The sequence below is a fragment of the Streptomyces sp. NPDC026417 genome (genome assembly GCF_055567695.1).
In genome coordinates this window covers 16,245-30,630 of the sequence record NZ_JBVHPY010000043.1, presented here as the reverse complement: position 1 = coordinate 30,630, position 14,386 = coordinate 16,245, and the positions used below count along the sequence as shown (strand labels likewise).

The 14,386-nt window shown below is 74.4% G+C and carries 13 protein-coding genes and 1 pseudogene; 13 read left to right on the top strand and 1 reads right to left on the bottom strand.

Annotated features, from left to right (window positions below; genetic code table 11):
- From ACZ4NT_RS36710 to ACZ4NT_RS36655, 12 genes and pseudogenes are all read left to right on the top strand, one after another.
- Nucleotides 1-119 (top strand): annotated as a pseudogene (locus ACZ4NT_RS36710) (TatD family hydrolase); the annotation flags it as partial.
- 1 nt (nucleotide 120) lies between these two features.
- Nucleotides 121-1,293: a metabolite traffic protein EboE gene (gene eboE, locus ACZ4NT_RS36705; protein WP_467729657.1), complete on the top strand. Its 1,173-nt coding sequence runs from the start codon at nucleotides 121-123 to the stop codon at nucleotides 1,291-1,293.
- Nucleotides 1,290-2,726, top strand: coding sequence for a nucleotide pyrophosphatase/phosphodiesterase family protein (locus tag ACZ4NT_RS36700; protein WP_467729655.1), 1,437 nt, complete (start codon nucleotides 1,290-1,292; stop codon nucleotides 2,724-2,726). Before eboE ends, ACZ4NT_RS36700 begins: the two co-directional genes overlap by 4 nt.
- Before the next feature lie 58 nt (nucleotides 2,727-2,784).
- A complete protein-coding gene (locus tag ACZ4NT_RS36695) occupies nucleotides 2,785-3,114 on the top strand; it encodes a 4Fe-4S dicluster-binding protein (RefSeq protein ID WP_121407640.1) in 330 nt (109 codons plus the stop codon).
- On the top strand, nucleotides 3,111-5,063 hold the full coding sequence (locus ACZ4NT_RS36690) for a hypothetical protein (protein ID WP_467729653.1): 1,953 nt from the start codon (nucleotides 3,111-3,113) through the stop codon (nucleotides 5,061-5,063). The genes ACZ4NT_RS36695 and ACZ4NT_RS36690 overlap by 4 nt, the downstream gene beginning before the upstream one ends.
- A 122-nt stretch (nucleotides 5,064-5,185) precedes the next feature.
- Nucleotides 5,186-6,610 carry an amidase gene (locus ACZ4NT_RS36685; protein ID WP_467729651.1) on the top strand — a complete coding sequence of 475 codons (1,425 nt, stop codon included), beginning with the start codon at nucleotides 5,186-5,188 and terminating at the stop codon, nucleotides 6,608-6,610.
- An 18-nt stretch (nucleotides 6,611-6,628) separates the two neighbouring features.
- Nucleotides 6,629-8,128, top strand: a complete 1,500-nt coding sequence (locus ACZ4NT_RS36680; protein ID WP_467729649.1) for a glutamine synthetase family protein — start codon at nucleotides 6,629-6,631, stop codon at nucleotides 8,126-8,128.
- Between the two features lie 55 nt (nucleotides 8,129-8,183).
- Nucleotides 8,184-9,470 (top strand): adenylosuccinate lyase, encoded by a 1,287-nt coding sequence (purB, locus tag ACZ4NT_RS36675; RefSeq protein ID WP_121407636.1) that lies wholly within the window; start codon nucleotides 8,184-8,186, stop codon nucleotides 9,468-9,470.
- A complete protein-coding gene (locus tag ACZ4NT_RS36670) occupies nucleotides 9,454-9,858 on the top strand; it encodes a GNAT family N-acetyltransferase (RefSeq protein ID WP_121407635.1) in 405 nt (134 codons plus the stop codon). Before purB ends, ACZ4NT_RS36670 begins: the two co-directional genes overlap by 17 nt.
- A 206-nt stretch (nucleotides 9,859-10,064) precedes the next feature.
- On the top strand, nucleotides 10,065-10,829 hold the full coding sequence (locus ACZ4NT_RS36665) for a response regulator transcription factor (RefSeq protein ID WP_121407634.1): 765 nt from the start codon (nucleotides 10,065-10,067) through the stop codon (nucleotides 10,827-10,829).
- A gap of 223 nt (nucleotides 10,830-11,052) precedes the next feature.
- A complete protein-coding gene (locus ACZ4NT_RS36660) occupies nucleotides 11,053-11,310 on the top strand; it encodes an Arc family DNA-binding protein (RefSeq protein WP_467729645.1) in 258 nt (85 codons plus the stop codon).
- Nucleotides 11,311-11,318: 8 nt separating this feature from the next.
- Nucleotides 11,319-11,687 (top strand): PIN domain-containing protein, encoded by a 369-nt coding sequence (locus ACZ4NT_RS36655; RefSeq protein WP_467729660.1) that lies wholly within the window; start codon nucleotides 11,319-11,321, stop codon nucleotides 11,685-11,687.
- A gap of 37 nt (nucleotides 11,688-11,724) precedes the next feature.
- Here the strand turns inward: ACZ4NT_RS36655 and ACZ4NT_RS36650 are convergent, their stop codons facing one another.
- A complete protein-coding gene (locus ACZ4NT_RS36650) occupies nucleotides 11,725-12,813 on the bottom strand; it encodes a hypothetical protein (RefSeq protein WP_467729643.1) in 1,089 nt (362 codons plus the stop codon).
- 689 nt (nucleotides 12,814-13,502) lie between these two features.
- On the opposite strand from ACZ4NT_RS36650, the gene ACZ4NT_RS36645 reads away from it, so the two are divergent.
- Nucleotides 13,503-13,916 (top strand): enediyne antibiotic chromoprotein, encoded by a 414-nt coding sequence (locus tag ACZ4NT_RS36645; RefSeq protein WP_121407631.1) that lies wholly within the window; start codon nucleotides 13,503-13,505, stop codon nucleotides 13,914-13,916.
- Nucleotides 13,917-14,386: the final 470 nt, after the last annotated feature.

Below are 14,386 nucleotides of genomic sequence, written 5' to 3'. Positions count from 1 at the left end.
CGGTCGCCTTCTACTCCCTGAGCGGACGCCTCAGCCTCGACGTCGCCGGCACCGCCGCCACCCACGAGGGCAACTCCGTCCTCCGCGGCGCCCCCGCCGCACCGGCCGGAGCCGTGTGAGGTGCGCTTTCGCCACCGGGACGGCACACTCCTCCACCTCGCCTACTGCACCAACGTGCACCCGGCCGAAACCCTCGACGGGGTCACCGCCCAGCTCGCCGCCCACTGCGAACCCGTCCGCCGCCGCCTGGGCGTGACCCGTCTGGGCATCGGCCTGTGGCTGGCCAAGGACGCCGCATACACCCTGGACCAGGACCCGCGCGCCCTCGCGGCGCTGCGCACCGAACTGCACCGCCGCGGCCTGGAAGTCGTCACCCTCAACGGCTTCCCCTACCAGGGCTTCGGCGACGAGGCGGTCAAGCACCGCGTCTACCGGCCCGACTGGGCCGACCCCGAACGCCTGCAGTACACGACCGCGCTGGCCCGGGTGCTGGCCGCGCTGCTGCCCGACGACGTCACCGAGGGAAGCATCTCCACCCTGCCCCTCGCCTGGCGCACCGCCCACGACGCCCCGCGGGCGGCGGCCGCGGCCACCGCGCTGGCCACCCTCGCCGAACGCCTCGACGCCCTGGAGGAACGGACCGGCCGCTCCATCCGTCTGGCCCTGGAACCCGAACCGGGCTGCGCGGTGGAAACCACCGCCGAGGCGATTCGCCCGCTGAGCGCGCTGCACCATCCCCGGGTCGGGATCTGCGTGGACACCTGCCACCTGGCGACCTCCTTCGAGCAGCCCCGCGGCGCGCTGGCCGCCCTGCATGCCGCGGGCGTGGACATCGTCAAGACGCAGCTGTCCGCGGCCCTGCACGCCGAACACCCCGCCCGCCCCGAGGTGCGCGCGGCCCTGGCCGCCTACGACGAACCCCGCTTCCTGCACCAGACCCGCACCCGCACAGGCGCCGGAGTCCTGCACGGCACCGACGACCTCGGCCAGGCCCTCCACCACGACGCCCTGCCCGACACCGCACCCTGGCGCACCCACGTCCACATCCCCCTGCACACCGCCCCCCTCCCGCCGCTGACCTCCACCCTGCCCGTCCTGGAGCAGACGCTGGAGGTCCTGGTGGGCGGCGAGCGGGCCAGGTGCCGGCACCTGGAGGTGGAGACCTACACCTGGCCGGCGCTGCCCGCAGGAGCGCGCCCCCGCGACGCGGACCGTCTCGCCGACGGTATCGCCGCCGAACTCGCCCTCGCCCGCGACCTGCTGACCGGCCACGGCCTCAAGGAGCTGTCATGACACCCCCCGCCCCGCTGCTGGTGCTGGACGTCGTCGGGCTCACCCCCCGCCTCCTCGCCCACATGCCCCGCCTGGCCGCACTGGCCGCCCACGGCTCCAGCGCCCCCCTCCAACCGGTGCTGCCCGCGGTGACCTGCTCCGTCCAGGCGACCTTCCTGACCGGCGCCACCCCCGCCGAGCACGGCATCGTCGGCAACGGCTGGTACTTCCGCGACCTGGGCGAAGTACTGCTGTGGCGCCAGAGCCACCGCCTCATCGACGGCGAACGCGTCTGGGACGCCGCCCGCCGCACCCACCCCGGCTACACGGTCGCCAACATCTGCTGGTGGTATGCGATGGGCGCCGACACCGACTGGTGCGTCACCCCCCGCCCCGTCTACTACGCCGACGGCCGCAAGGAACCCGACTGCTACACCCGCCCGCCCGCCCTGCACGACGAACTCACCGCGAAACTCGGCACGTTCCCCCTGTTCACCTACTGGGGGCCGGGCGCCGGCTTGCCGTCCTCGCAGTGGATCGTCGACGCCACCCGACACCTCATGGCCACCCGCAGCCCCGACCTGACCCTGGCCTACCTGCCCCACCTCGACTACGACCTGCAGCGCTACGGCCCCGACGACCCGCGCTCCCTGCGGGCCGCCGCGGACCTCGACCGCGTACTGGCCCCCCTCCTCGACGACGCCCGCGCCGCGGGCCGCACCGTGGTGGCGCTCTCCGAGTACGGCATCACCCGCGCCGAGCAGCCCGTGGACATCAACCGCGCCCTGCGCCGCGCGGGCCTGCTGGAGGTGTACACGCAGGACGGCATGGAATACCTCGACACCGGCGCCTCGCGGGCCTTCGCCGTCGCCGACCACCAGATCGCCCACGTCTACGTCCGCCGCCCCGAGGACCTCACGGCCGTGCAGGAGGCCCTCGCCGGGCTGCCCGGCCTGGGGCAACTCCTGGACGAGGACGGCAAGAAGGCCCACCACCTGGACCACGAACGCTCCGGCGACCTCGTCGCGCTCGCCGCCCCGGGCGCCTGGTTCACCTACTACTACTGGCTCGACGACGCCCGCGCTCCCGACTTCGCCCGCCTCGTCGACATCCACCGCAAACCCGGCTACGACCCCGCCGAACTCTTCCTCGACCCCGAGGACCCCTACGTCAAGCTCAAGGCCGCCGGGGCACTGGCCCGCAAGAAACTCGGCATGCGCTACCGGATGGCCGTCGTGCCTCTCGACCCCTCGCCCGTGCGCGGCAGCCACGGCCTGCTGCCCCGCCACAGCGACGACGGCCCGCTGCTGGTGTGCTCCGAGCCCGGCGCGGTCGGCGCGCCCCTGCCCGCAACGGCCGTCAAGCAGCTGCTGCTCGACCTCGCGGGCGCCGGGAGCGCACCGCTCCAGCAGCCCCCCACCCGCACTCCAAGGCCGGTCCAGAACACCCGGTGACGCTGGGACACGTCAGGTCCGGCTGTGGTCGACACGACTCAAATAAGGGGTCACGCTCGTGGAAAAGAATGCTTCGCCGGCTGCACTGTCCCAACGGGCCCGGCGGATCGCCGAGCGCACCCGCTCGGACACCTGGAAGAAGCCGCCGCGCCGCATCGAGAAGTCCGAGTGCATCACCTGTGACTCCTGCCTGCGGGGCTGCCCCGCGGAGTTCGGCGCCATCTTCGACCGCGGCCTGGACGTCGTGATCATCCCCGAACTGTGCTCGGGCTGCCCCTCCTGCGTGCTGGAGTGCCCGGTGGACTGCATCTACGTCGACGAGGACTGGACGCCCACCGACGACAGCCTGTGGAACCACATCGAGCTGACCACGAAGGCCGCGTCATGACCGGCCCCGCCGAACCCGGCTCCCGCCGCGCGGCCAACGCCAAAAAGCGCATCAGCCGCCGCCCCTCCCGGCTGGGCACCCCGGCCGGCACCACCCTCAAACCCGACCGCGAGAGCGAGCCGGACGCCGGGTTCCCGGGCCTGCTCAAGCGGGCCTGGCAGCGCGCCGGCGAGCACCAGGACCTGCGCTCCTTCACCCAGGTCCTGCTCACCCTGGACGGGCATGTGCCCGCCGACGTGCAACTGCGGGCCCTGGACGGCCGCGAGGAGGCCGCCCTGGCCGCCCTGTGCGGGCTGACCTGGCGCACCCCCGGCCCCACCCAGGACACGGCCGCGAACACGGACACGGCCGCGGATGCGGGTGGGGATGCGGGGGAGGAGCCGGCCTTCGTCGGCGAGATCGCCCTGACCACCACCGGCCGGATCGCCCTGCGGGTGCCCTCCCAGGGCCCGCTCGGCGAGCGCGGCCTGGTCGGCGGGGTGCGCCGGGTGCCCTGGAGCCGCGCCGTCCTCGACGCCTACCAGCGCCACCTCCAGCAGGCCGCCGCCGAACAGGCCGCCGCGATCGCCGACTGCCGGCGCTGGCTTGAGGCCCAAGGGCCCGCGGGGCGTGAGGAGTTGCTGGAGCAGGCCAAGGAAGCCGCGCTGCGCACCGCCCCGTTCGTGCTCTACCAGGAGCACAAGCAGTACACCAACTTCCGCGAGGCCAACACCCTCACCGGCAAGACGCTGTGGCCCGGCCACCCCGACTGCGCGCTCAGCGCCCTGCACAAGCTGCCCCTGGCCCTGTGGTCGGACCAGGACGTGCAGCTGCTGGTGTGCCTGACCCTGCTGATCCGCTCGGCCGGCTACGGACGCGTCGAGGAGGCCAACGGCACCCAGCTGAGCGTCGCCCACGTCGCCCACATGCTGGAGCGCATCCGCCGCGGCTACAACACCCTCGCCCCGCACGACGCGGTACCCGCCGCCGCCTGCGCAACCGTCGAGGCGCTCAGCGACCTGGCCCTGGCCCTGTCCGCCCGCCGCCGCCGCCCGGACACCGCCCCGCGCCTGTACCGCGAGATCCACGGCGCCCTCATGCACAAGATCGAACGGGTGGCCGAGCCGGCCGGCGTGCCGGCCCGCTCCCGGGAGAAGGCGATGGCCGCCGCGCTGCGCGACCGGCTCGCCCTGCGCGGCACCACCCTGGCCGACCTCGCCGACTCCGTGGCCGCCTCCCCGGCCTGGCTGACCCGCCCGCACGGCGGTTTCGCCACCGGCCTGGAAAGCGTGGTCTACGAGACGGTCGCCGCCTGCGCCGACGTCTTCGAGGCCGACTTCGCGATGAGCCGCGGCATGCGCTCCCTGCCCGCGCTGATCACCGCGCTGCGCGAGGAACGCTGGGCGCAGCTGTGCGACTGGGACATCACCCACTTCTTCTGCTGCGTGGTGCCGCGCCCCGAGGCCCGCCGGCACTTCGCCGACTCCGACGCCGCCCTGGCCGACACCGCCTGGGCGATGTCCTCCCGGATGCAGTACAACTCCTGGCACTTCGTGGCGGGCAACGTGCCCCGGGTGCCCGAGGTCCTGGCCCGCGACCACTTCGTGCCGCCCACGCTGCCCGACGTCGCGTTCTACTCCGACCAGCACCACCACGGACACGTCAACAACAAGGTGCGCTTCTCCATCCGCTCCCCGCAGGCCGTCGAGGTCGACCAACGCCGCTTCAACGGCTTCCTGGACCTCAGGCTGCTGCGCTGCGAGGGCACCCCCTTCGGCGAGCAGGACCTGCTCGCCGCCCACCAGGTGTCGGCGTTCCTGGCCCGCGCCACCGCAGAGGCCGCCGCCCTGGTCGCCGCCGGCGAGCCGCTGGAGGTCACCGCCTTCGACTCCGCCTGGCACTGGCAGACCATCACCGGCGCCGCCCCCGCGGCCGCCGCCGAGACCGGGCCGGCCCGCCGTGCGTCCTGACCCGCCCGGCCGGGCCGGCCCGCACTCCGCCCCCGCCCCCGCCGTGTTCGGCGGGGGCGCAAGGCGCCGGCGCCCGGCCGTCCGTCAGCTGCGCGCCGCATGACAAGGAGAGCTGAGAAGAGATGACCGCCCGCGGCCTTCGCCACACCCTCGATCTCCTGCGCCGGGGCGAGCTCTCGGTCACCGACCACGTCGGCGCCGTCCTGGCCGCCATCGGCCGCGACCCGCTCGGCTCCTACGTCGCCGTCGCCGGCGAGGCGGCCCTGGCGGCCGCCGAGCAGGCCGATGCGCGCATCCGCCGCCACGGCGCCGACGCCTGGCAGCAGATGCCGCTGCTGGGCGCCACCGTCTCCGTCAAGGACCTGCTGCAGACCAGCGACCTGCCCACCACCCGCGGCTCGCTGCTGCCCAACCCCCGCCCGCGCCAGGACGCGCCCGCGGTGGCCCGGCTGCGCGCGGCCGGCGCGATCGTCGTCGGCAAGACCACCACCTCCGAGTACGGCTGGAGCGCCTCCACCGTCGGCCGCGTCGGCGCCCCCACCCGCAACCCCTACCGGCCCGCCCTGACCGCGGGCGGCTCCAGCGGCGGCGCCGCCGCCGCCCTGGCCGGCGGCCTGTGCGACGCCTCGCTGGGCACCGACGGCTCCGGCTCCATCCGGATCCCCGCCGCGTTCTGCGGCGTGGTCGGCTACAAGCCCTCCTACGGCCGGGTGCCCTACGTCCCCAGCGGCGCCGACCGCCTCGCCCACCAGGGCCCGCTGGCCCGCACCGTCGCCGACGCCGCCCTGCTGGCCCGCATCGTCTCCGGCCCCCACCCCGCGGACCCCGACTCCGGGCTCGGCTCGCTGGACGCCCCCCGAAAGGACCGCAGCCTGCGCATCGGCTGGATCGAGTACGAGGGCACCAGCGAGGAGATCCGCCGCGTCACCGGCCGGGCCCGCACCGCCCTGGCCGAGCAGGGCCACCGGGTGGAGGACGTCGAGGTCCGCTGCACGAACCTGTACCCGGCCCTGGTCGACATCCTGGCCGCCTCCGAAGCCGCCGGCACCGCCCCCGAGGACGAGGCGTGGTGCGATCCGGGCCGCCTGGAGATCGTGCGGCACGGACGCACCCTCAGCGGGGCCGCGGTGATGCGCGCCGAAGAGGTCCGCCAGCAACTGCGCGCCACCCTGCGCTCGGTCATGGACCGCTACGACCTGCTGGCCATGGCGACCGTGCCCATCGAGCCCTTCGACGCCCACGCCATCGGACCCGCCTGGGCCGCCGACCCCCGCGACCTGCTGTGGCTGGCCTGGGCGCCGGCCTCCTACCCCTTCAACATGACCGGCCAGCCCGCCCTGTCGCTGCCCGCCGGACTGACCCACGCCGGCCTGCCCGCCGGCGTGCAGCTGGCCGGCCCCGTCGGCGCCGACGACCTGGTGCTGAGCGTGGCCCGCCGCCTGGAGGCCCGGCTCGGCCCCCTGCCCGCCCCACCCCCGCCCGCACCGGTGCCGGTGCCGGAATCCGCGGTGCCCGCACCCGCCGCCGTCTCCCTGCAGTCCCTCTAGCGAAAGGACGCTGGCGCCATGTATGCCAGGTCATGGTCAACCCCCGTTGCGCAGGGCAGTGTCGGAAGCCCCTCCTTCGTCGCCGAACACGCCCTCTTCGACGACGCCCGGCAGGCCGCCGCCCACGCCATCCTCGCCGGCCTCGACGACGTCGACTTCGTCCGCCTGGTCTTCGGCGACCCGCACGGCCTGGCCCGCTCCAAGACCCTCACCGCCGCCGCCTTCCGCAGCGTGCTGCGCAACGGCATGAACTTCAGCCCCGGCCCGTTCGTCTTCGACACCGGCCACGCCGTCGCCGTCGACTTCACCGGCGTCCACGGCATCGGCGTCGACGAGATCTCCGGCGCCGGCAACTTCGTCCTCGTACCCGACCCGCTCACCTTCCAGCTGCTGCCCGGCCCCGGCCCGCGCACCGCCTGGGTCATCGGCGACGAGTACCTGCGCGACGGCACCCCCCACCCGCTGTCCTCACGGGCCGTGCTGCGCCGCACCGTGGACGACTACACCCGCCGCGGCCTGTTCCCGGTGCTGGGCCTGGAAGTCGAGTGGTACCTCACCCGCCGCCTGGACGACGAACCCGGCAACACGGGCAACGGCTTCGGCCTGCAGGGCCAGGCCCCCAGGGTCGCCGCCGTCAACGCCGGCTACCAGTTCAACCTCGACGCCCACTACGACACCGTCGCCCCCCTCACCGACCCCCTCGCCCTGCACCTGCTCCAACTTGGCCTGCCCGTGCGCTCGATGGAACACGAGTCGGGACCCGGCCAGGTCGAGACGACCTTCAGCCCCATGTCCGCCCTGGACACCGCCGACGCGATGCTGCTGTTCCGCACCGCCACCAAACGCTGGTGCGCGGCCCGCGGCCACCACGCCTCCTTCATGTCCCAGCCCGCCCTGGCCGGCGCCGACCCCAGCGGCTGGCACCTCAACCAGTCCCTCACCGACACCGACGGCACCAACCTGTTCGCCGCCGAAGGCGCCACCGCCGGCCTCTCCCCGCGCGGCAAGGCCTACGCCGAAGGCCTGCAGTCCTGGGCCCGCGAACTGTTCGTGCTGTCGGTGCCCACCATCAACGGCTACCGCCGCCTGGACGCCGCCCACGCCCTGGCCCCCACCCGCATCGGCGCCAGCGTGGAGGACCGCACCGCGATGCTCCGCGTGGTCGGCGCCGGCGCCGCCACCCACATCGAAAACCGCATCGGCGAACCCTGCGCCAACCCCTACCTCAACATCGCCGCCCAGCTGTTCGCCGGCCTCGACGGCCTCACCGCACCCGCCGGGCCCGCCCCCGCCACCCGCCCCGCCCCCCACGTGCCGCAGTCCCTGCACGAGGCCCTGGACGCCTTCACCGCCGGCCGCGCCCACCAGCTCCTGGGCGCCCCGCTCACCGCCTGCCTGACCAAACTCAAAGAGAGCGAACTCGACCGCTACGACACCTGGAGCGCGAAAGCCCACCCCCACCCCCAGTCCGACCAGGTCACCGACTGGGAACAGCGCGAATACTTCGGCGCCTACTAGGCCGCCTTGGCTCAAGGCACCGCCCGCACCCCTCCCAACGGAGTTAAGGCGTCTGATGATTCCTCGCTACACACTGCCCGAGATGGCCGACCTCTTCAGCGACCAGTCCCGCTACGCCACCTGGGTCCGCGTGGAGATCCTGGCCACCGAGGCACAGGTACGCCTGGACCGCGTACCGGCCGCCGCACTCACCGACATGCGCCGGGCCCCGGTGCCGCTCGCCTCCCGCATCGCCGAGATCGAAAAGGAACGCGACCACGAGGTCCTGTCCTTCCTCGCCGCCTACTGCGAAGCCCTGCCCGCCTCCTCGGCCCGCTGGGTCCACCTCGGCATGACCAGCTACGACCTGGTCGACACCGCACTCGGCCACACCCTGGCCCGCGCCACCGACCTGCTCACCGGCGCCGCCCGCCGGCTGCGCACGGTGCTCGCCGAACGCGCCGCGGAACACTTCGACACCGTGATGATCGGCCGCACCCACGGCGTGCACGCCGAGCCCACCACCTTCGGCCACAAACTCGCCGGCCACGCCTTCGCCGTCGACCGCAGCCTGACCAGACTGGCCGCCGCCCGCCAGGCCGTCGCGGTCGGCACCGTCTCCGGCTCGGTGGGCACCTACGCCCTCATCGACCCCCGGGTGGAAGAACACGTCTGCCACAGCCTGGGCCTGGGCGTGGAACCCGCCCCCAGCCAGGTCGTCGCCCGCGACCGGCACGCCCAACTGCTCCAGGCCGTCGCCCTGCTGGGCGCCTGCATCGAACAGATCGCCCTGGAACTGCGGCTGCTGCAGCGCACCGAGGTCCGCGAGGTCGAAGAACAGCGCACCGCCGCCTACCAGGGCTCCAGCGCCATGCCCCACAAACGCAACCCCACCACCAGCGAACGGCTGTGCGGCCTGGCCCGCCTGCTGCGCGGCTACGCCACCACCGCCCTGGAGAACGTGGCCCTGTGGCACGAACGCGACCTGGCCCACCAGTCCGTGGAACGCGTGATCCTGCCCGACAGCCTCGCCGTCGCCCACTTCCAGGCCACCGCCGCCACCGACCTGGTGGCCGCGCTCACCGTCCACCCCGAGCGGATGCGCGCCCACCTGGACACCACCGACGGCCTCATCCACAGCTCCTCGGTCCTGGCCGACCTGCTGGGCGAGGGCGTCGAACGCGAGCACGCCTACCGTTCGGTGCAGGCGGCCGCCAACCACACCCTCACCACCGGCGAGCACTTCGCCGACTCCCTGGCCCGCCAGGGCATCGACACCGGCGGCCTCGCACCCGAGCGTTTCCTCGTCAACCACGACGTGATCCGCAACCGATTGGAGAAGCTCCGTGAGCTGGACCATTGAACGCGCCGACGGCGCCGGCCTGGACCTTCAGGAGGTCCTCGAGGTCTACCGCACCTCCGGCCTGGGCGAGCGGCGCCCCGTCGCCGACCACGCACGGATGGCCGACATGGTCCGCCACGCCAACCTCGTCCTCGTCGCCCGCGACGAACAGGGCACCCTCATCGGCATCGCCCGCAGCATCTCCGACTTCGCCTACGTCACCTACCTCTCCGACATCGCCGTGGCCCGCAGCCACCAGCGCACCGGAGTGGGCCGCGCACTGATCGACGCGACCCGCAAGGAAGCCCCGGCCGCGAAGATCGTGCTGCTGTCGGCGCCCGCGGCCGCCGACTACTACCCGCACATCGGCTTCACCCAGCACCCCTCCGCCTGGGTCCTCAACCCCTGACGGCCACCCCTTCGTCACGCGGACACAAGGCCCGGCCCGGCCCCGCCCCGGGCGCGCTGCACCACCGCTCCACCACCGCTCACTAGCGTGGCCGGCACAGCCAAGGCCCCCACCAGGGCCCCGCCCGCGGCACAGAGGGCTTCCAGCCCCCTGCGCCGCGGCGCGCACCCCACCACCCACCGGCCAGGCAATTCCTCGGGGGAGGCATGACCCAACACTCGCAGGCGCTGCTGGAGCCCCGCACCGCCCCCGGCGCCATCCGTCTGCTCCCCGACCCGCCGCCCCCGCAGCGACCCGCCGCCCCCGTCCCGGCCGGCCGGCGCATCCTGGTGGTGGACGGCGACACCGACCTCACCGACTCCCTGATGACCCAGCTGCGCCGGCACGGCCACGAACCCACCGGCGTCGGGCACGGCAGCGCCGCCCTCACCGCCTACGACCACGCCGACCTGGTACTCCTGGATTTGGAACTGCCCGACCTGGACGGCCTGGAAGTCTGCCGCGCCATCCGCGCCGTCAGCCGCGTCCCGGTCATCATCGTCACCGCCCGCCAGTCCGAACTCGACTGCGTCCTGGGCCTGCAGGCCGGCGCCGACGACTACATCACCAAGCCCTACGGACTGCGCGAACTGATGGCCCGCATCGACGCCGTCATGCGGCGCGCCCACTGGCAGCCCGCAGCCCTCCGCGAGATCTGCCACGGCCGGCTGCGCATCGACGCCAACTCCCGCCAGGTCACCGTCGACGGCCACGAAATCACCCTGACCCGCAAAGAGTTCGACCTGCTGTGCCTGCTCGCCTCCCACCCCGACACCGTCATCCCGCGCAAGCAGCTCCTGCAGCAGGTATGGGGCGACTCCTGGTCCAGACGCACCGTCGACACCCACGTCAGCAGCCTGCGCGGCAAACTCGGCGACAGCGGCTGGGTGGTGACGGTCCGCGGAGTCGGCTTCAAACTCGGCACGGCATGACCCACCCGGCACACCACGCCGCCGGCCCACGCCGGCACCCGCCCAAGTGGCTTGCCGCCCGCCGCGATGCCGGTATGCGCTGACCGGCACTGGTCCCGCCGGCCTCAGCGGCGCGGCACCCTTTATAAGATCACGGCGCGGCAACACCAGACTTCCTCCCGAACGGAAGACGGGTACGGGTGCGTACCCGTATGCTGTCGAGGTGAGTGGAGGGAGCCCCATCGTGTCCGACGCCAACATCCGAATCCCCGCAGAGGCCCGCGACCGCCTCGCCGAGGTTGCGGCCGCCGAGGGAATGTCCCTGCGGGCCTACCTCGCCCGCCTTGCCGACAGCCTGCTCACTCCCCAGGAACGGGCCGAGCGTGCCGAGCAGGCTCGGGCAATCCTTCAGGGGTGGAATGGCTATGACCCCAGTCAGAGTGAGCAGGACGCCCTGGATGCGGAACTCGACCGGCGTATCGCCCAGGCGGGCGCCGCGTGAGCACGGACATGCACGTGCTGCTGGACGCTACCGCGATCGTGGCGGCCGGACGCGGCAATATCCTGGCCTCCAGGCTGATCCACCGCTGCCACACCGAGCCGGGTTGGTTCCTCTACGTCACGGCGTGCGCGATCGTCGAGGCGGACCGGGCCCGGCCGGGAATGGCCGAGCACATCGCCGCGCTGCCTGGCATCACCTTCCTAGACCTGGACCTGCCCGCCGCCATGGCTGTGGCGCGGGGGGACGCCTGGGCCACAGCGCACACGCTGTACGCCGCCCAGCCCAGCCCGGAACGCCCCGGCGGGGCAGTGATCGCCACCACCGAGCCGCAGGTGTGGCAGCGGCATCCGGTCCGCACCCTCGACCTCACCCGGTGACCGGCAGCCGCACCGGACAGCCGCGTTCGCGCGCCTGTCACCACGGCCGGCCGGCGGGGGCCGGGGTGCGGTCCTCGTGGGGCGGGCGGGCCCGCTGCTCGCCGGCGCGCAGGTCCTCGGCCAGCAGCTGCCACAAGTCGGCGTACCCGGCGACCAGTTCGGCCATCTGGCCGGTGCAGTGCGGCGGCAGGTTGGCGATGATCTGGCGGCGGTCGCGGGCCACCAGCGCGCAGGCGTCCAGCATCCGCAGGATGGAACGGCCCACCTCGTTCAGGCGCAGCGAGGGATCCCGCCGCAACGACTCGAAGATCTGCGCCAGTTCACCGGGGGAGCGGGCGGCCCCGCCGGCAGCGGCTGTCCCCTCCGGCTCGGGCCGTGCGGGCGCCTCCCGGGCCGGCCGGGCGCGCCGGCGCGGCAGCACCGGGTCGTCGCCGCGCAGCAGCCGGTCGCGTACGTCGGCGACGGTGGCCGGGGAGATACCGGCCTGCCGGGCGATGGTGCGCAGGGAGGCGCTGGGGTCGGCGCGCAGCAGCTGCCCGGCGCGTTCGCGGCCCTGCGCGCTGTTCAGCGGCCGGGTCCGCCCGTCCAGGCCGATCCGGCGCTCGCACGGCGGCAGGTCGCCGGTGTGCAGCCGCAGCTCGCCGACCTTCTTGGCGGACAGGCCCGCAACGGCCGCGATGGCCCGGTCGGACCAGTGGGGGTGGGCGGTGATGATGCGCTGCGCGGCGGCCACCCGGTCCGCCGACGACAGCGGGCGCCCCTGGGCGACGTTCACCGCCACCGCCAGCAGCGCCGCGTCCTGCGCGCAGCCGTCGAAGAACCGGACCTCGATGTCCGCGCGTCCCCTGAGGCGGGCCGCCCGCAGCCGGTGCACCCCGTCGATGACGTTCATGGTGGGCCGGTGCACCAGGATCGGCGGCAGCGCACTGTCCAGCTCCGCCAGCGTCAGCGCCCACGCGCCGTCCACACCGGCGGTGCGCGGGGTGAAGGACACACACAGCTCGGCCAGCGGCACCCGGCTGACGGGCGCCTCGCGCAGCAGCGTGTCGCGCAGCGCGAGCAGGGCGTCGGAACTGCTGTCGTGGCTGCTGTCGTGGCGTACACGCGCGACCTGATGGGCAATCACCGCGACTCCTCTTGACGCAGGCGGGCGGGCAGCGGGAAAGGGGGCTGGCGGGCCGGCGCAGCCCGCCGGGAATCCTCACCCCCCTGCCTGACGGTGCGCTGACGGCCCCCTGACACCCGCCGCCGGTATCCGCCGGCCGTCCACCCCGCGAGCCGGCGCGGTGGGGGAGTGCGGCCGGCCCGGGGAACACCGGTGCGCCCCGGCCGAACCCCGGCACCCGCCGGCCGCCGGCCGGCCCCCCGCCCGCCGGCCCCCGTCCCCGCCCCGGGCGGTGCGCCGGCCCCGAGCCTCCTCCGGCCCCTTCCCGGGCCCCGCCCCGGCCTCCGGTGGCCCGTCTTCGCCCTGCTCACAGCGGTGTGGGCGGCGCGGGGGAGCGGCTTGCCGGCATGCCCGCCCGGCCGGCGTGGCGCGGCGCACCGCGGGCTGTCTGTGATGCGGTGGGCGGTGCCCGGGCCGGCACCGGTGCCCGCCGCGGCCCGCACCCCCGCCCCGGCCCCGCGACCCGCCCCCGCGCACCGGGGTGCCGCCGCGCCCGCGAGCACCCCCGAGCCCCGCCGCACCCCGGCCCGGCACCCCCGGCGGCGTTCGAGGATCTCTCGAGTGAACCTCACCCGCCGCATCCCACGCTGAGGTCTGGGCGTGATCACTACCTCACGCCTCCCCACACCCGCACACCCTGTGGAGTTGAGATGCAGATCATCCCCTCGCGCCGGTCCCGCCTCACCGTCCTGGGCCTGGCAAGTGCCGCCGCCCTGGCGCTCGCCGTGAGCCCGGCCTCCGCCGCCCCGGCGGTGTCGGTGACCCCGGCCACGGGCCTGTCCGACGGCCAGTCGGTCACCGTCAGCGGATCCGGCTACGCCCCCGCCGGCCAAGTCGCGGTCGCCGAATGCGTGGAGAAGACCCTGTGCGCCGCCGCGTACTCGGTCGCCGACGTCGACGCCGACGGCACCTTCGAGGTCGCCCACACCGTGCGCACCACCTTCCAGGCCACGGACTGGAACACCGGCGAGACCCGCTCGGTGGACTGCACGGTGACGCAGTGTCAGGTCGTTGCGTACAACGAGACGACCGGCCAGGTCGGCGCGGACATCTCCTTCGGCTGAGGAAGGGCGGGCAGCGCTACGGGCGCCTCGGCGCCAAGCGCCGCGCGGCGACCCCGCGCCCGCCCGCCGCACCCTCGACCCCCGGCGGCCGGCGGACGGATGCGGCAACCCCGCACCGCCCCTGACCCCCTGATGCGCGCCGCCGACCGGGCGCGGGCCACCCCCGCGCACCCGACCCCGGCGCACACCCCCGAGCACCTCTTCCCCGGCGCCCCCCACGGCGCCGGGGGAGAGGTGCTCGGCCGTGAGCAGCCCCCTTCACAGCCGTGGCCGTGCGCGGCCCGCACGGGCCCGCCGGGCGAGGGGCGCCCGCACCCTCCAGCCGGAGCCGAGGGCGGGTTGAGCGCCGCATCCGACGGTGGCGCAGAAGGGAGGCGCCGATGAACGGTGCGCACGGATGCGACCGCGGTGGTTCGACGGACCTCCTGCGGGGCCGCCGAGGACGGCGGCCGTGCTGTTCGGCCCGGAAC

What these genes read in the sequence shown, in the direction of transcription:
- ACZ4NT_RS36700 (WP_467729655.1), top strand. Translation starts at nt 1,290, where the DNA reads ATGACACCCCCCGCCCCGCTGCTGGTGCTGGACGTCGTCGGGCTCACC.
- ACZ4NT_RS36690 (WP_467729653.1), top strand. Translation starts at nt 3,111, where the DNA reads ATGACCGGCCCCGCCGAACCCGGCTCCCGCCGCGCGGCCAACGCCAAA.
- ACZ4NT_RS36685 (WP_467729651.1), top strand. Translation starts at nt 5,186, where the DNA reads ATGACCGCCCGCGGCCTTCGCCACACCCTCGATCTCCTGCGCCGGGGC.
- ACZ4NT_RS36680 (WP_467729649.1), top strand. Translation starts at nt 6,629, where the DNA reads ATGTATGCCAGGTCATGGTCAACCCCCGTTGCGCAGGGCAGTGTCGGA.
- purB (WP_121407636.1), top strand. Translation starts at nt 8,184, where the DNA reads ATGATTCCTCGCTACACACTGCCCGAGATGGCCGACCTCTTCAGCGAC.
- ACZ4NT_RS36665 (WP_121407634.1), top strand. Translation starts at nt 10,065, where the DNA reads ATGACCCAACACTCGCAGGCGCTGCTGGAGCCCCGCACCGCCCCCGGC.
- ACZ4NT_RS36655 (WP_467729660.1), top strand. Translation starts at nt 11,319, where the DNA reads ATGCACGTGCTGCTGGACGCTACCGCGATCGTGGCGGCCGGACGCGGC.
- ACZ4NT_RS36645 (WP_121407631.1), top strand. Translation starts at nt 13,503, where the DNA reads ATGCAGATCATCCCCTCGCGCCGGTCCCGCCTCACCGTCCTGGGCCTG.